Genomic DNA, 16,973 nt, shown 5'->3' with positions numbered 1-16,973 from the left:
CCACCCCGCTCGCAGACCTAGGGGGCCGGCAATCTCAGTCACCCTCTTGCAGCTTTAGCTCTTGTTTACCGCTGGACCGGAGAAGGGTCACGGACGTAAGGGCCCACCTGAAGGCAGGTAGTCCGCGCAGGCAGCACTAACAGCCTATACGAAGCTGACTGCAGGCAACCGAGGCTGCGAGGCCCCTTTCACGCGATCCAGCTATCAGGCGGCTGCAGTCCCTCGGCCCTAACCTCGTCCATAATGCGCGCGAAGTCATCCTTGAACATTTCGCCAAAGTGCGCGGGCATCTCGATCGACGCTGATGCGTTGACCTTCTGCGACAACAACACCTCATCATAGGTGTGATGCGGGATTTCCAGAAAATCCTCGATGCGCGCCAATACGCCCCTGGGGTCACTGCGCATATCTTCGTAGAACACCGGCAGAAGGCACTCTTGCGGCAGTCCGGCTTTCATGCGGCGCAGTGCCGCGCCATATTCAGCATTGTCCCAAATAAAGGGCAGCTTGGCGAAATCGTGGATCTGACGCGGCGACCAGTCAGACAGAGCGTCAATTTTCCCTGTGATCTGTAGGTGGAATTTAACGTGGCTCCACAGACGTTTGACCGGGTGCCGCATGGTATAGATCACGCGCAATTTGGTACAGTCGGCGTGAATCCTCGGCCAGGCCTCTTGCGGCAGATGGGTATACAGGTTCGAGAAGTCGCAATTGTAGGTCTCACCCCGCAGGCGCGTAAACAGATTGCGATACCACAGATCATCGACAGGGCGCTGCAGGTAATTGGCGACCCAGTGCAGGTTCAGCCGCACACGATCGGGATTGGCACGCGCCGGATCAAAAGGATCAAGGTAGCGATCCTTGGCCAGTGTCAGACGTCGCCGATCTGAGAGCTGACGATCATCGACGTAACGATGATAGAAATAATGTAGCTCTTTTTCGGGCGTGAAATGCAGCTCGGGGTGTTTTTCGAGGACCGAATACAGCCAGGTCGTGCCCGCTTTCATCGCCCCGACGCTCAGGAAAAGGTGCCCAAATAGCCCCGGTTGTATGCCTGTTTTTGTCATATCTGCCTGCCGGTCCGACGTTCTGTCATGATCCGGTGTAGCGCCAATTCCTCAACCAAAGGTTTACCAATCTCAGCTGTCAGAATGCCGCCGAAGGTGCAGATACTCCTCCACCTCTTTGTCCAGCGTGGTTTCGATACGGTTACTTTGTTCGTTAAAGCCAGTGGAATTGCGCGCGCTCAGCTGCCTGAAATATGGGGCCACGTTAAGCTTTGTGTCCTTATTCCTGAGGGAACCTTTCGTGCAACACGGAGCCCCCATGCCTCAGGGAAGCAATCCTCTTTTCTCCTCGCAGTGGCACTTTGCGCTGATTGGCGACATCAGGGCCGTATGGGCAGATTACTGCGGCGATGGCGTGACGGTTGCGGTCTATGACGACGGCGTTCAATCCAGCCATGCGGACCTGCGGAGCAATTATGACCAGACGCTGGAAATTGACCTGGTCGGATCAACGCCGAACGATGGCAGCTCCGGGCATGGTACGGCGGTGGCCGGGATCATTGCAGCTGCCGACAACGATACGGACGCGATCGGGGTGTCGTATGGCGCGACCCTCGTCGGCGTCGATTACCTGAATGACGCCTTCGACCTGACCTATGCGGAATATCTTTCGGTGCTCAGCTCAGCCGAGCGGTTTGACGTGGTGAACTTTTCCTGGGGCAATTATCAGGCATTCCTCTCGGGCTCGAATCTGGGCAATGCGGCGTCACAGACGGCCGGCGAAGCCATGGCTCTGCGAGAGGCGATCAGCGAGGGCCGCGACGGCCTCGGCACGATATTCATCAAGGCGGTCGGGAATTTTGCCCACGACACGATATACGGGCAATTCGGTATTCACGGCAATGCACAGGGCGAAGGCCTGAACAACATGCACGAGCTTATCGTCGTTTCCGCGACGGACCGCTCCGGTAACGCAGCAAGCTATTCCAGTTGGGGCCACAACATCCTTGTTGCAGCCCCGGCAGCTTCGGTCACAACCGACATGACCGGGTTCGATGGCTATACGGCCGGCAGAATGACAACGACCTTCAGCGGTACTTCAGCTGCTGCGCCCGTGGTGTCAGGCGTGGCAGCTCTGATGTTGCAGGCAAACCCCGATCTGCATTGGCGCGACGTACAGAACATCCTCGCGGCCTCTGCCGCGCAGACCGGCTCCAGCTTTGGCCAGAACGCTTCCGGGTATGAGGCCGGCAACTGGTTCTCGAATGGTGCCGAAAACTGGAATGGCGGCGGCATGACCTATAACCAGAGCTATGGGTACGGGATGGTCGATGTTCTGGCCGCTGTGCGCATGGCCGAGGTCTGGACCGAGATGACGCCCGACACGGGCCGCAACACCACCTCCGTCACCCTGTCCAATACCCCCGCAACGGCGCTGGCGATCTCAGATTTCAGCACCACCTCCCTGTCGATCAACGTGGCTGAGGCAAGCGTCGAGATCGAGCACCTCTATGTCAAAGTGTCGTTCAGCCATAGCTGGGTCTCAGACATCTCGATCACCCTGATTGCCCCTGATGGCACCGAAGTGCCCCTTTTTGACCATGACGGGCGCAACTCATACAATAGCGACTGGACCTTTGGAGTCGCCTCTCTGCGTGGCATGACCGACGCGGGAACATGGCGGGTCGAGGCGACTGATACCGCATCGCGAGATACCGGTTTTCTGAAAGGCATTTCTTTGAGCTTCGAAGGCGCGGCGGCATCCAACGACGACATCTACACGTTCACCGATGATTTCCTCGCCCTGCAGCAGCGCGAGGGGGCCCGGCGTTCGATCACCGACAGCGATGGCGGCGAGGACTGGATAAACATGGCCGCCGTTTCGGGCAGCGCGCATGTGAACATGCGAGCCACCTCGGCCGCGCTCAAGGTCGCAGGCTACACCTGGACCGAGATCAGCGGCACCATGGAACACTTCGCGGGCGGTGATGGCAATGACACGGTTGTCGGGAACATGGCCAACAACCATTTTATTGGCGGGCGCGGCTCGGACATTCTGCTCGGAGGGGCGGGCGCGGACACGCTGGACGGCGGCAACGGCAATGACTCCCTGTCGGGCGACTCTGGCGATGACCGGATCAACGGTGGCCTCGGCGACGACACCATCACCTCCTCGTCCGGCAGAGACTCGATCAACGGCGGAGACGGGCAGGATGTCATCTATGCCGGTTCGGGGCAGGACACGATCGACGGTGGCAACGGTAATGACATGATCGACGCGAGCATTGGCGATGACTGGGTCTTTGGCGGTGCGGGGGCGGATACGATCGACGGCGGTAGCGACAATGACACTCTGGACGGTGGCGACGGTGCCGACGATCTGTATGGCGGCACCGGCAATGACTATCTGATGGGCAACCAGGGCAGTGACCATTTGACCGGCGGCAACGGCGACGACACGCTGATGGGCGGCAGCCAAAACGACTACCTCTATGGCAGCGAAGGCAGCGACCTGATCATGGGCGGCAGCCAACAGGATCGCATATACGGCGGGTCCGGGGACGACACCCTTTATGGTGAAGCTGGATTTGACCGGCTTGAAGGGAATGACGGCAATGATCTGCTCCATGGGGGGGATCAGGCGGACAACCTGTTTGGCGGCTCTGGCAATGACACCGGTTATGGCGGTCAAGGTCTTGACCGGCTGTTCGGGGGCTCGGGCAATGACGTGCTGTTTGGCGAAGACGGGCGCGACGGTATGTTCGGTGAAAGCGGAAATGACAGCCTCTACGGCGGCAAGGGCGGTGATAATTTCTTTGCCGGCACGGGCAACGACTATCTGTCGGGCGGGTCCGGAGATGACACACTGAATGCCAATTCAGGCTTCGATACGCTTGAGGGCGGGGCCGGCAACGACATGCTGCGCGGCAACTTCAACGCCGACGTTTTTGTCTTTGCCGGTGGCTTTGGCCGGGACACCATCCCAGATTTCGATGCCTTCAACCCCTGGGAGAAGATCGACCTTCGGCAGGTCAGCGCCATTGCCGACCTTGATGATCTCTTCGCCAATCACCTGTCGCAAATCGGGGCGGACACACAGATTTCCGACGGTCTGGGCAATACAATCCTGCTGAAGGGCGTGCAGATCGCAGATCTCGATTCCTCTGATTTTATGCACTAAGCGTCCTGTCCCCTCCTCAGTTGAAAACCCCCGTGCCGGAGAACAGCAGCACGACCCCCTTCTGGGCCCCATCATCGGTGTCGCGATCAAAGGGAAAGGCCCCGATTTCCAGCGTCGATGCGCCATAGGCCCCGGATCTGGTGACAGCCTCACCGGTCTGCAGCACCTCGCGCACAAGATTGGCCAGATCCGCGAAATCCGGGCGCGGCCCCACCACGCCCAACGTGCGGTCGATGTCATGCGCCTCAAGCTGAAAGGTCGCGCCGATCAGCTGGCTGAAGCGACGGATGCGCAGCTGGTCGTCCAGCACGATCACCCCGACCCGAAGTATATCCAGGATCACTTCGGTGTCGCGGTTCAGTTCCGATAGCAACTCGATCTTGCGCTCGTGCTCCGCCGAGACGGAGACCAGCTCCTCGTTCACCGCATGCAGTTCCTCGTTCGAACTCTGCAGCTCCTCGTTGGACGCCTGCAGTTCCTCGTTGGAGGCCTGCAACTCCTCGTTCGACGCCTGCAGCTCTTCGCCACTGGCTTCCAGCCGTTCGGTCACATGCTGCAGGGTCTCTTCGGTCAGCCGCAGATCACGCTCCAGCTCCTGTATCCGGCGCGCCAGCAGCGAGTGATCCTCGCCGGAAATCTGCAACAGCGCCTCGGTGCTGCCGGGGGCTGCGGCCTGTTCCGGCACATCCTCCCGCTTCAGCCCGACCAGCAGAAAGCGCGATTTTGAATGCAGCTCCAGCGGCTCGACCTTGATCGCCAGCCGTTGCTTGTCGCCGCTGGCCATGTCGACGGCGATGCTGCGTTCGTAACTGTCGGTCTGGCCCTGCCGCAGCCGCTCAATGCCAACGTTGATGGTGAAATGCAGATCGGGATGCACGATATCCTCGACCGTCCATTCCGCGAGGTTGTTCATCGTGTCGATATAGGCGCTGGCAGAGCCAAACCAGGCCAGCACGGTGCCATCCGTGGTGATCAGGATCGAGGACGGCGCATAGCGTTTCAGCAGGGCGTCATAGCTTCGGATCAGGTTATCGCGCTCGCTGCGATGCACAGGTTCAGCCAGAATCGCACGCGGTAACGTCCGGCGCGGTGGAATCCTCTGCTCTGGGAAATTTGTCTCGATCCGGCTGCTGGCGTGCAGCGTCCCCGACAGGATCGAGCGATCCAGCACACGCTTGCTCGACTCGTTCTGAAACAGCCGCCAGCGACTGTTGATGACGGCGAACTGATCCGCATATCGCCCCAGACTCTCAGATGGCCCCAGCAGCAGATACCCGTCCTTGCGCAGCCCGAACAGGAACATCGAGATCATGCGATTCTGAGAGTCATCGTTCATGTAGATCATCAGGTTGCGGCAAGAGATCAGGTCCAGCTGCATGAAGGGCGGATCGCTGAGGACGTCATGCACCGAAAACACGATCTTCTGACGCAGCAGCGGGTCAATCACATACTGGTCGCGGTGCCGTGCGAAATAGCTGTCCAGAATCTTCGGCGGGACATTCTCCATGGCCGACCGCGGAAAGATCCCGGCCGACGCAAGGTCGATCGAGCGGCGATGCACATCTGTTGCGATGATACGGAACTTGCGCTCGACCCCTGCCGCCTTCAGCGCCTCGCTCAGTTCGATGGCGATGGTATAGGCCTCCTCGCCACTGGCGCAGGCCGGCACCCAGATCCGGATCGAGCTTTCCTCGCTCGACTGCGCGACCAGCGCATCCAGCGCCTTGCTGCGCAGAACCCGGATCGAATCAGGATCGCGGTAGAACTCGGTGACACCGATCAGCAGGTCCTGATACAGCTCGTCCAGCGCATTGGGGTTGCCGCGCAGCAGGTCATGATAGCCCTCGATTGTCTCGATCCCGCGCAGATGCCGACGCCGTTCGATACGCCGCAGCACGTTCGGCGCCTTGTAGGCCGAAAAGTCGACATGATGCGCGCGCTCCAGCAGCTCCAGAATAGCGCGCGCCGAATCCTCTGACAGCACCTCAGCCGACGATGCGATCTTGCCGCCATTGCGCAGGTGATCACGGATCGCACCGGGGATCGCAGCAGCCGCCAGAACCCTGTCAGCGGAATCCGCGATCAGCACGGATTTCGGCATCGAGGAAAACGTCGCCTCCTCTGGCGACTGCACAAAGACCGCGCCGCCCAAGGTATGAAACGCCGCAGCGCCGCGTGTCCCGTCTGATCCTGAGCCAGACAGAACAACGGCAAAGGTGCTCTCAACCGGGCGCTGTGTCAGCGACAGGAACAGCGCATCGATCGGCAGATTCGGCACTCGATCTCCAGCCTGAAACGGGCGCATCCGCAGCGTGTCCCCCTCCAGCGTGACGACCGAATTCGGGCCGTTGAGGAAAATCGTATCCGGCGTCAGCGTCATCCCATCCTGAATGTGAACGATCCGCATTTTGGTGCAGCGTCCCAGAAGTTCGTCCATCATCGAGCGATAGTCGGGTGATAAATGCTGAACGATAACAAAGCACCAGCCGTCCAGAAACGGCGCTTTGCGGAAAAAGTCCTCCAAAGGTTCCAGCCCGCCGGCAGAGGCACCGATTGCAATGACAGGCATCACCTGCTCTCGCGTTATGCTCTCTGATCCGCTAGTCTGCATACCAATGCCCCCCGTAAAAACCCCTGCTCACCTGTCGAGCGTATCATGGACCGGGCACAACCCAACCGCGAAATGACGGGGAGACAGACTTGGCACGCATTCTCATTGCAGATGACGACCCCGACTATCTTGCTGCATTCTGCGATGGGATGAAGGCGCTTGGCCACCAGGTGACGGGCGTCGATCAGGGCAGTCAGGTCGTGCCCATTCTGCAGGCCGATCCTTATGACATCGTCTTCCTAGACGTGCTGATGAAGGGGGGCGGGGCGATCACTCTGATCCATGCCGTGCGCGCCGCCGATACCAATATCCCGGTTGTCATCATCACCGGAAAATCCGAGATCATCGCCTCACCGCTGTTTGAACAGGGCTTGCGACAGGCTCAGGCTAAGGTCACCAAAACAGCAAGTCTGGTGGATCTTGAGCGTCTGGTCCGTCAGTTCACTTCCTGAGACGAGAGGCGGTCGCCCACTAACGCGGGTCCCCCAGATACTGTCATGCGGAATTTTCTGTGTGAATCGCCGAAACGCCGCTAGGCTTCGCGCATGTTCAGTGAAGACACGCCACCTGCGCCCTATCGCGACAAAGCGAAAGTGGACCAGCATCTGCGGTCCTGGTCCTTCGGTCTGGCATTGGCCGCAGGAACCATGGCGCTGGTCATTCTGCTTGTCGGCAGCGCGGCGGGCATCGACCAGCTGACGCGTGTACAAATCGGCCTGCCCGGTATGGTGCCCGCCACTGCCGCGAGTCTCAGCGGCATCGCAGCCGCGCTACTGCTGGCCATCGGCCCGCGCGACAGGCGCTGGCAGCGCGTTGGATTTGCTCTTGCGGCGGTGGTCGGGATCTATGCGGCCCTGCGATTTGGCATACGCCTCAGTATGGAAAACACCGATCTGATGGCGGCCCCCTTCGCACCCCCCAAAGACGATATGTCCCTAGCGACGTCCCTCAGCCTGCTGATGGCGGCTGTCAGCACGATGGTCCTGTCGTCCCCCTCGGCTCAGGGCGATGGAAGACTGCGCTGGCTGTGCCGCGTCGCTGCCAGCTGCGGGCTGATCCTCGTGTTGGTGGCGCTTGATGGCTATCTCTTCGATCCACAGGCGCTACAGCAGGTCGGTGTCTTTCGCGCAATGGCCCTGCCGACTGCCCTGTGCCTCGCGGTGCTGTTTTGCGCGCTCCTTCTGGCAAGCGCGGAAGAGGGATGGGTCGCCAATCTGTTCGCCCCCAGCCGAGGTGGGCGACTGGCCCGCCGCACCCTGCCGCTGATCCTGATCCTGCCGCTGTTGATGCACTTCCTGCCACTGCATCGCCTGGAGGACGCCCTGCCCCGGTCCCATTTCCAACTCGGTCTCTTCGCCGTGACCGTGACCCTTTTTGCGGCTGTGATGGTGCTGCGCGCCGCCGCCCGGATCAACGTCACCGAGGCCAGCGCCCGCATTGGCGAGCGGCAGTTGCGCCAGATCCTCGACGGAGTCGACGCCGCCGTCTTTGCCCTCGACGGTCGCGGAGATCTGCGCATGACCAACCAGCGCGCCGAGGCTCTGGCCAACGCCATGCAGGCGGCCTCGCCAGTCGCCTGGCTCTATGACACGCCGTTCCATACGCTTGAGGGCGAGCGCCGCATCCTGCGCCCCGCGGAACGGCCAGCCGCTCGCATTCTGGCCAGCGGGCGGCTGATGCCGATCGATCTTGGCTGTCTTGGTCCTGATGGCCAGGAGAAGATGCTGCACTTCACGGTCAACCGGATGCCCGACCCCGATTCCGGCGATCTCTTCGTCTTGTCCGTGCAGGACCGTACGGCGGACCAGATGCTCCCGTCGGCGCCACAGGCGGCAAACGAAAACGCCTCAAACGGGACGCGCCACAGCCTGTCACCGGCCATGATCCACAACCTGAGCAATATTTTCGGGGCCATCCGACTGTCCGCTGATGCCGGACTTTTGCGCGACGATCACCATGCCGCACGGCGCTACTTCAACGCCATCAAGACTGCCTGCAGCCGGGGCATGGTCCTGACCGAGGGCAACCAGAGCGCCCCTCTCTCCATTCTGGCCGACAGCCGCCCGCTTCAGGTCTTCGATGTGACGGTTGCGCTTTTTGATGCCGTTGCACAGGCCCGAAAACTGATTGCCCCGCCCATCAGGGTGGAAGGCGAACTGCCAGAAAGAGCGCTCTGGGTCAGATGTGACCCGGCGGCGCTGAACACGGTCGTGCTGAACCTGCTGATCAATGCGCGCAATGCCATCGCCGCCGACGGGCGAACGGATGGCGAGATCCTGGTCTGCATCGAAGAACGCACTGATGCCCTCTGCATCACCATCATCGACAACGGCCCGGGGATGAGCCCGGATGTCCTGTCCAGGGCGACCGAGCCGTTCTTTACCAGCGGCGACACGCAAGGCGGCCTTGGACTGGCGACTGCCGTGGCCTTCGCTCAGGAAAACGGTGGCCACTTCGAACTGACCTCGCGCGAAGGCATGGGCACTGTCGCGCGCCTGCAGCTGCCCGCCGCGCCGCCCCCGGGCCAAGCGCCGCCGCCTGCAAACATGCACTCGGCGCCAGCGGCGGAAAAGGAGGTCAAACCCGCCGCTTCCCTTGTCACCGGCACCGGCATCAGCCTCAAAGGTCTGCGCGTTCTGGTGGTCGAGGATGACCCGCTCTACGGAGACATCCTCGCGGAATCTCTCAGGATTCTCGGGGCCGACATCGAAATGTGCCAGAACGGAACGCAGGTCGAATCCTTCCTGATCGAGGCGGGCACAGCCGCGCCCTTCGATGTTCTGGTGACCGATATCAACCTGCCCGGCCCGCGCGACGGATACGATGTGGCGGATCTGCTGCGTCTTCATCAACCCGATATCAAGGTCGTCTTCATGTCCGGTTTCGGCGCCCCAGCGGCAGGCATCGACCCGGCCACACAGGGCACCTTTCTACGCAAACCGGTCAGCGTGGCAAAAATGGCTGCGGCAATCGCCGCCTCGGCGCAAGAGCGGCTGCACGCCACGAAGGACTGATCAGCAGCGGCGGGGCCGCTTCTCAGTCGATCATCAGGCGCGTCGCAAACCCTGTCGGCCCCTGTGGTCGGCCATAGATGAACCCCTGACCGAATTCACAGCCCATCTCGACAAGTTGCGTCGCCTGATCCCGGGTCTCGATCCCCTCGGCCACGACGCTGAAGCCCAGCTCCTTCGCCAGTTGGATGATCGAATTGACGATGGCCCGGTCGCGGAAATCCGTGCTCAGGTCGCGCACAAAGGACCGGTCGATCTTCACGATATCCACCGGCCAGTTCTTCAGATGCCGCAGAGCGCCATAGCCGGTGCCGAAATCATCCAGCGCGATCTGCGCACCGCGACGGCGCAACTCCTCAAGCGAGCGGAAGACTTGCCCGTTCGGCTCGCCCATGACGACGGTTTCCTGCACCTCAATGATGATAGACGACCACTCGACATTGAAATCCGACAGCGCGGCCTGAAAATCGAACACGAACTCCCGGTCCATGAGGTCGAAATAGGTGACGTTCAGCGACATTTTCGCCGGCACCTTCAGATCGCGCTGCCCGGCCGTGAAATGTTTCAGCGCGCTCTGGATCATGTGCCGGGTCAGCAGCGTCGCCAGATTGTGATCCTCGAAGATGGCCGAGAACATCTCGGCCGTGATCACTCCGTGACGCGGGTTTTCCCAGCGGCAAAGGACTTCGAAGGCGCGGGTCTCGCCACTCGCCAGATCGATGATCGGCTGGAAATAGGGCACCACCTGCCCCGCGCGGCACGCCGCCTGAAACGTCTTGGCCAGTTCGGACTGATCAAAGCGGTTGCCGACCTCGTCGCTATAGACCGTCGCCATGCCACGCCCCGACGCCTTGGAGGCATAGAGCGCCAGATCCGCACGCTTGTAGAGATGTTCGTATTCCAGCGACTGATCCGGGAAAAGCGCCGCCCCGATGCTGACCCGCCCAAGTTCGGGTTTGTTCATATAGGCCGTGGCGCGCAGGATCGTGTTGCGGCAGCGCGATAGCAACGAACGCAGATAGCTGTCGCCCATCTTCGGCAGATCGGTCAGCACGCCGAACTCATCCCCCCCCAGCCGCCCGACGATCGAGCCCGACTGAAAAGAATCGTAAATCGCCTTAGAGACGACCTTGAGATAGGTATCGCCAAACTGGTGCCCGTAGAGATCGTTCACCAACTTGAAGTGATCAATGTCGATCAGGATGAAGGCCGAAGGCTGGTCGGGGTCGGTCAACCTCTCACGCACCTTGCCCTCAAAGGCCGAGGTGTTCTCAAGCCCGGTCAGCGGGTCTGTCTCGGAAATCCGTTGCAGACGCAGCGCCCGCTTGCGGCTGTCCGACAGATCCTGCTCCAGCGCGAAACGCGCCCACCAGCCATCCAGCAGAAATTCGAAGTTCAGCGCCACCTGATCCAACCCCGGAGTCCGGGCATCGCGGCCCGGCTCCGGCAGGCCGATCCCGATGGCACCGATGCATTCGCCGGTTTGCAAAAATAGCGCCCGCCCGATGCCAGAGCGCGCCTGCGCCCCCCTCAGCGTGCAGGATCTGTAGTGCGAAGCCTCCGCATCGTGACGCGCCATGCGGCCCATCGGGGCGTAGTGGTCGGTCAGTCCGGTGGTCAGCTGGCGCAGCGCCGCGACATCATCGGGATCGCCTGACACGCAATCCGTCACCTCGACATTCGGCAGCATGCCCGAGGACAGGTGCAGGACGATTGTACAGGCGCCCGTCACGGTTTCAGCCAACGTCGCGGCACTTCTCAGCGCGTTCATCAGGTCGGGCAGATTGCCGGTCAGCTTTTCGATCTGCTCGCTGTTGTCGATCCGAATCATCAGCTCACCCCGGCCAGGCGAGACGGGAGCCCGAAGGGCATCAGCACAGACGACTCGTCCCGCTCAGCCACCGGGCTGCCTTTGTCGTCTTCTCGGAAACATCCCTGACGCATCCTCACTCCCGCTCGGGAACAGCCCCCGAAAAATCATACCCATGCCGAGCCCGGCCAAACCTGCATTTCAATCCGCCGGGCGGGAGCTGCGCGCCCCCTTACCCAACGTCATCAATCAAGTCTGCACGTAAACCCGCACGAGTCGAGTGTGTTCACGACTGCTTAATATTCAATTAAGACTTTATAAATCACGATTGGCCATCGCCAAACCGCGTCCTGGCTGCAGAACGCAAGGCATGGGCCGGCTCACAGCAGAACCGACTGCGCTGCAAAAGCCGCGCCATACCGGGTGGTAAGGCGTCCACTCGCAGGTGTCTGGGAGATAATGTTGTTTTGGGAAATTGGTAGAATGGTGGAGCCTAGCGGGATCGAACCGCTGACCTCCTGCATGCCATGCAGGCGCTCTCCCAGCTGAGCTAAGGCCCCATTCTACAAGGTTATTCAACCCTGTGCGGCGCTATCTAAGGGAAGCCCGGGGCGGGATCAAGCGAAAAATCGCGCCCCCGGCAAAGTCTTTGCAACCCCCATTTTGGCGCTGCAGATCCGACCTTGCTTGCGCTCAGTCGTCGTCGTCGTTGGCGACATCGGCGATGTCGTCGAGCGAGACGTTATCATCGTCGTCGTCGTCTTCCAGCACATCATCGCCCAGATCGACATCGACATCATCATCGTCCAGAACATCGTCGTCGGCCTCTGCTTTGGTGGCTGCAGCGGCTTTCTTGGTCACGGCGTCTTCGTTGTCGGCAGCGATCATCCGGCTCTTGCCGGTGTCGAGCGTGACAACTTCGCCGGTGTAGGGGCTGATTGCAGGGTTTTGGTTCAGATCATAGAACCTTTTGCCTGTGGTCGGGCAGACACGCTTGGTGCCCCATTCTTCCTTGGGCATTTGGGTTCCCCTTTTGGCTGACATCTCTTGTCCACGATCTGCGCCACCTGCCATAACGGTCGGGGGGTGTCAAAACCTTTTGACGCCACTTTACGCAAACGTAACGGGAGAGCATATGGGCCAGCACGTCCTGCCGGGCAACCCCCCGGTGCCGCTTATTCTGCGCCGCTCGGCGCGGGCACGCCGGATCTCACTGCGCGTCTCGTCGCTGGACGGGCGTGTGACGCTGACCTTGCCCAGCCATTTGTCCGACCGCGCCGCCCTCGCCTTTGCTGCCGAAAAGGAGGACTGGCTGCGCGGCCATCTCTCGGCGCGCTCCGATGATGTGGTGCCGCTGCCCGGTGTATCGCTGCCAATCGAGGGGGCGATGCGTGTGATCACATCCGTCACGGGGCGCACCGTCCGCCTGATCGAGGACCGGATCGAGGTCCCCGGAAGCGCCGATCGCGTGCCTGCCCGCCTCGCTGGATACCTGCGCGCCCGCGCCCGCGATCAGCTTGCCGCGGCATCCGATCACTATTCCGCGCAGCTTGGCTTGCCCTATTCCCGGCTGACTTTGCGCGACACGCGGTCCCGCTGGGGGTCGTGCACGCAGGACGGAGCCCTGATGTATTCCTGGCGTCTGATCCTCGCTGCGCCGGAAATTCTTCAATATGTAGCGGCACATGAGGTCGCCCACCTGGCCGAGATGAACCACTCGCAGGACTTCTGGGATGTCGTACAGCGCCTCTATGGCGACTACCGCGGCCCGCGCGCTTGGCTGCGCCGCAACGGCGCCGACCTGCACCGCTACCGTTTCGACGGTTGAGAGCGCCGAGGGCGCTGTGACATGCGCCCTTGACGCTGACCCGGTTTGTGATCACATCGCACCCATGCTCATCAACACACGCCCGGATCCCTCTCCCTCGGCCCATGACCGCACCTATCGCGGCTTGCGGACCCGCATCATGCACGGCGAGATCGAGCCGGGCTTTGCCCTGACCCTGCGCGGCATCGGCAAGGAGTTCGGCGTCTCCATGACCCCGGCGCGCGAAGCGGTGCGCCGTCTGGTCGCCGAAGGGGCGCTGTCGCTGTCCTCCTCGGGTCGTGTCGCCACCCCGGATCTTTCGAACGAGCGGATCGAGGAACTTGCCGCCCTGCGCTCTCTGATCGAGGTGGAGCTGGCCTCGCGCGCCCTGCCGCGTGCGCACATGGCGCTGATCGACCGGCTGCAGATGATCAACGGCACCATCACCACCATGGTCGAGACACATGATTCGGTCGGTTACATCCGCACCAATCTGGAATTTCACCGCACGCTCTACCTGCGGGCTCAGGCCCCGGCGATGCTGGCGATGGCCGAAACCGTCTGGCTGCAGCTGGGTCCGACGATGCGCAAGCTCTACGGCAAGATGCGCCGCAACGAAGCGCCGCATTTCCACCGCCACATCATCGCCGCCCTCAAGGCTGGCGACGAACCGGGCCTGCGCCTTGCCGTGCGCTCGGACGTGACACAGGGCCTCCGGATGCTGACGACCTAACGCCGCCCCCGCGCCACGACATCGCCGGCATTCGGTGCCAGCCGCCAGCATTCAACCACCGACAGCAGCGAAATCAGCCCGACCACGGCAAAGGCGAAACGGAAGGCCGCGACCTCTCCCGCCTCGGGGAACAGCACGCCGCCCAGCCGCCAGCCAATCGCGCCAAGCGCAATCCCGACGCCGCGCGACAGCTGCACCACCGTGTAGAACAGCGTGTTGGCATCGCTCATCCCCGGCCGCTCCACATCGGCAAAGGCAATCGTGTTCAGCGCCGTGAACTGCATCGAGCGCGCCATCCCCGCCACCACGAGCAGAGCAATCAGCACCGGAAACGGCGAGGTCGGCCCGATCAGCACCATGGCCAGAATGGTCCCCGCATTCAGCACACCATTGACCACCAGCACCCGTCGGAACCCCCAGGTCCGCAGGATCCAAGAGGTGAAGGGTTTCAGCAGGATATTGCCCAGAAACACCGCCATCAGCATCAGACCGGCGCGAAACGCGCTCCACCCGAATGCCAGCTGGAACAGCAGCGGGATCAGGAACGGCACCGCGTTGATGCCAAGGCGGAACAGAGTGCCCCCGATCACCGTCACCCGAAACGTCGGAATCTGCAGCGCATCCAGCCGCAGCACAGGCTGCTCGACCCGGCGGATATGGCGCAGCCCCAGGCCCAGCAGCGCGACACCCGACAGCGCCAGAGCGCCCTCCAGCAGCCAGTTCACCTCATCTCCGCTCAGCATGTCTGCGGCAAACAGCAGACAGAAAACCGCGGCGCCCAGCAGTATAAAACCCAGCAAATCAAAGGACTTGCCCGGCTCCCGCTCGACCCGAGGCACAATGCGCAGCGCCACCAGCAGCGCCAGCGCCCCCAGCGGCAGGTTGAGCCAGAAGATCCAGTGCCAACTGACATTGTCGATGATCAGCCCCCCGACCGGTGGCCCCAGCACCGGCGCCACCAGCCCCGGCCATGTCAGCAGCGCAATCGCGTTCATCAGCCGGTCTTTGGGGGTCATCTGCAGCACCACCAGCCGCCCCACCGGCACCATCATCGCCCCGCCAAGACCCTGCAGGATGCGCGCGGCGACGAACTGCGGCAGGCTCTGGCTCATACCGCATAGCGCCGAGGCGAGGGTGAAGATCAGGATCGACAGCAGGAACACAGGCCGCGCCCCGAACCGCTGCGCCAGCCAGCCCGTCGCGGGGATAAAGATCCCCACCGTCATCATATAGGTGCTGACGCCGATGTTCAGATCCACCGGAGCCACGCCGAAGCCCGCCGCCATATCCGGGATCGCCGGGGTGTTCACCGAGGCGTCGAGGTTCTGCATGAACAGTGTCGCCGCCACCAGCAGAGGCAGGGCAATGCCACTGCCAAGGTCCTCTGTTTCGGGCGCCGCAGCCTCAGCGCCCGCATCCGTCTTGCCGTCCATGCCGTCGTCTGCCTTTTCGTGCCCCGTGAGGGGCTTCCACCACTGCGCCGCGTCTCGACTACGTCTGAAACCGGGTAAAGTCCGCCCGCGTTTTATCCGCCAAACGCCGGGGCCTAGCGCAGCAGGATCGCCCGGAAATCGTTCACATTGGTGCCCGTCGGACCCGGCGCAAAGATCAGCTCTACCGCGTCAAACGCCGTATAGGCATCGTTGCGCGACAGCGCCTCGGCCGGATCACAGCCCACCGCGCGCATCTCGCCAGCGGTTGCGCCGTCGGCAAAGGCCCCGGCGTTGTCCTCGGACCCATCAATCCCGTCGGTGTCCGCGGCAAGCGCCGCAACACCGTCCCAGCCCTCCATTTCCAGCGCGAAACTCAGCAGGAACTCACTGTTGCGCCCGCCGCGGCCGGTGCCGCGCAGAGTCACCGTCGTCTCGCCCCCCGACAGGATCAGCACCGGCTTGGGGAAGGGCCTGCCGTGCCGCAGGACCTCTCGTGCAATGGCTGCCTGCACGCGCGCAACTTCGCGCGCCTCGCCCTCCATTGCATCCGACAGGATCACCGCCGGAATACCCCTGACCTCCGACAGCCGCGCCGCCGCCTCAAGCGATCGCGCCGCCGAGGCGATGACCCGCACCTCGTTGCGCGCGAAACGCTCGTCATCGGGCGAGGGCGCATCTTCCGGTGCGCTGTCGAGAAAGGCCTGAATGCACTCCGGCAGCACGATGCCATAGGTGCGAATCGCCGCCATCGCCTCGGCCCGGCCCGACCTGCTGGGCACTGTCGGCCCCGAGGCGACCTCGGAAGGTGCATCGCCCGGCACGTCCGACACGATCAGGCTGACGACCCGCGCCGGGGCGGCAACAGCCGCCAGACGACCGCCCTTGATTCGGCTGACCTGCTTGCGCACGGCGTTCATCGCCCCGATCGGGGCACCGCTGGCCAGCAATGCGCGATTCAGCGCCTGCTCATCCTCCAGCGTCAGTCCCTCTGGCGGGGCTGCCAGCAAAGCCGACCCGCCCCCCGTGATCAACGACACCACAAGATCGTCCTCGCTCAGCCCCTGCAGCAAAGTCAGCACCTTCTGCGTTGCGTGAGCGCCGGCCTGATCGGGCACCGGATGTGAGGCCTCGATCACCTCAAGATGCTGACAGGGCACCGCGTAGCCATAGCGTGTCACCACGATCCCCTCGACCGGCGCCCCCCAAGCGGTCTCAAAGGCCGCGGCCAATTGCGCCGCGCCCTTGCCGGCCCCGATGACGATGGTGCGCCCCTTGGGCTTTTGCGGCAACTGGCCGCGCAGCGCCTCGGCAGGGTCGGCGGCGGCGACGGCGGCCTCGAACAGATCGGTCAGAAAGGCGCGGGTGGCAGTGTCCATGGCG

The 16,973-nt window shown here is 62.4% G+C and carries 11 protein-coding genes and 1 tRNA gene; 5 read left to right on the top strand and 7 right to left on the bottom strand.

Annotation, left to right across the window (positions count from 1 at the left end; all coding sequences use genetic code 11):
- Positions 1 to 188: 188 nt before the first annotated feature.
- Positions 189 to 1,067, bottom strand: a complete 879-nt coding sequence (locus F3W81_RS16680; RefSeq protein WP_193080376.1) for a sulfotransferase — start codon at positions 1,065 to 1,067, stop codon at positions 189 to 191.
- 169 nt (positions 1,068 to 1,236) lie between these two features.
- Between F3W81_RS16680 and F3W81_RS21045 the strand changes: the two genes are divergently transcribed.
- Positions 1,237 to 4,188, top strand: a complete 2,952-nt coding sequence (locus F3W81_RS21045; RefSeq protein WP_193080374.1) for a S8 family serine peptidase — start codon at positions 1,237 to 1,239, stop codon at positions 4,186 to 4,188.
- A 16-nt stretch (positions 4,189 to 4,204) separates the two neighbouring features.
- Here F3W81_RS21045 and F3W81_RS16670 read toward each other — a convergent pair whose 3' ends face one another.
- Complete coding sequence (locus F3W81_RS16670) at positions 4,205 to 6,757, bottom strand: CheR family methyltransferase (RefSeq protein WP_226941718.1); 2,553 nt, start codon at positions 6,755 to 6,757, stop codon at positions 4,205 to 4,207.
- 131 nt (positions 6,758 to 6,888) lie between these two features.
- Between F3W81_RS16670 and F3W81_RS16665 the strand changes: the two genes are divergently transcribed.
- A complete protein-coding gene (locus F3W81_RS16665) occupies positions 6,889 to 7,251 on the top strand; it encodes a response regulator (protein ID WP_193080372.1) in 363 nt (120 codons plus the stop codon).
- 93 nt (positions 7,252 to 7,344) lie between these two features.
- Positions 7,345 to 9,813, top strand: coding sequence for an ATP-binding protein (locus F3W81_RS16660; RefSeq protein WP_193080371.1), 2,469 nt, complete (start codon positions 7,345 to 7,347; stop codon positions 9,811 to 9,813).
- Positions 9,814 to 9,835: 22 nt separating this feature from the next.
- Here the strand turns inward: F3W81_RS16660 and F3W81_RS16655 are convergent, their stop codons facing one another.
- From F3W81_RS16655 to F3W81_RS16645, 3 genes are all read right to left on the bottom strand, one after another.
- On the bottom strand, positions 9,836 to 11,641 hold the full coding sequence (locus F3W81_RS16655) for a putative bifunctional diguanylate cyclase/phosphodiesterase (RefSeq protein WP_193080369.1): 1,806 nt from the start codon (positions 11,639 to 11,641) through the stop codon (positions 9,836 to 9,838).
- Positions 11,642 to 12,104: 463 nt separating this feature from the next.
- Positions 12,105 to 12,180: transfer RNA gene (locus tag F3W81_RS16650), tRNA-Ala, on the bottom strand.
- Between the two features lie 133 nt (positions 12,181 to 12,313).
- Positions 12,314 to 12,640, bottom strand: a complete 327-nt coding sequence (locus F3W81_RS16645) for a TIGR02300 family protein (protein ID WP_119400063.1) — start codon at positions 12,638 to 12,640, stop codon at positions 12,314 to 12,316.
- A 115-nt stretch (positions 12,641 to 12,755) separates the two neighbouring features.
- Between F3W81_RS16645 and F3W81_RS16640 the strand changes: the two genes are divergently transcribed.
- Together F3W81_RS16640 and F3W81_RS16635 are read left to right on the top strand one after the other, a co-directional pair.
- Positions 12,756 to 13,448, top strand: coding sequence for a M48 family metallopeptidase (locus tag F3W81_RS16640; RefSeq protein WP_193080367.1), 693 nt, complete (start codon positions 12,756 to 12,758; stop codon positions 13,446 to 13,448).
- A 64-nt stretch (positions 13,449 to 13,512) separates the two neighbouring features.
- Entirely contained in the window at positions 13,513 to 14,160 is a 648-nt protein-coding gene (locus F3W81_RS16635) for a GntR family transcriptional regulator (protein WP_193080365.1), read from the top strand.
- Here the strand turns inward: F3W81_RS16635 and F3W81_RS16630 are convergent.
- Positions 14,157 to 15,593, bottom strand: a complete 1,437-nt coding sequence (locus F3W81_RS16630) for an MFS transporter (protein ID WP_193080363.1) — start codon at positions 15,591 to 15,593, stop codon at positions 14,157 to 14,159. The two genes, F3W81_RS16635 and F3W81_RS16630, sit on opposite strands and share 4 nt — an antisense overlap.
- A gap of 113 nt (positions 15,594 to 15,706) precedes the next feature.
- Positions 15,707 to 16,969 (bottom strand): glycerate kinase type-2 family protein, encoded by a 1,263-nt coding sequence (locus F3W81_RS16625; RefSeq protein ID WP_193080361.1) that lies wholly within the window; start codon positions 16,967 to 16,969, stop codon positions 15,707 to 15,709.
- Between the last annotated feature and the right edge of the window lie 4 nt (positions 16,970 to 16,973).

It is taken from the genome of Pseudooceanicola spongiae (assembly GCF_014899185.1).
GTDB lineage: Bacteria > Pseudomonadota > Alphaproteobacteria > Rhodobacterales > Rhodobacteraceae > Pseudooceanicola > Pseudooceanicola spongiae.
Note: the sequence above shows the minus strand (reverse complement) of the source record. Positions and strands in the feature narration are given on the sequence as shown.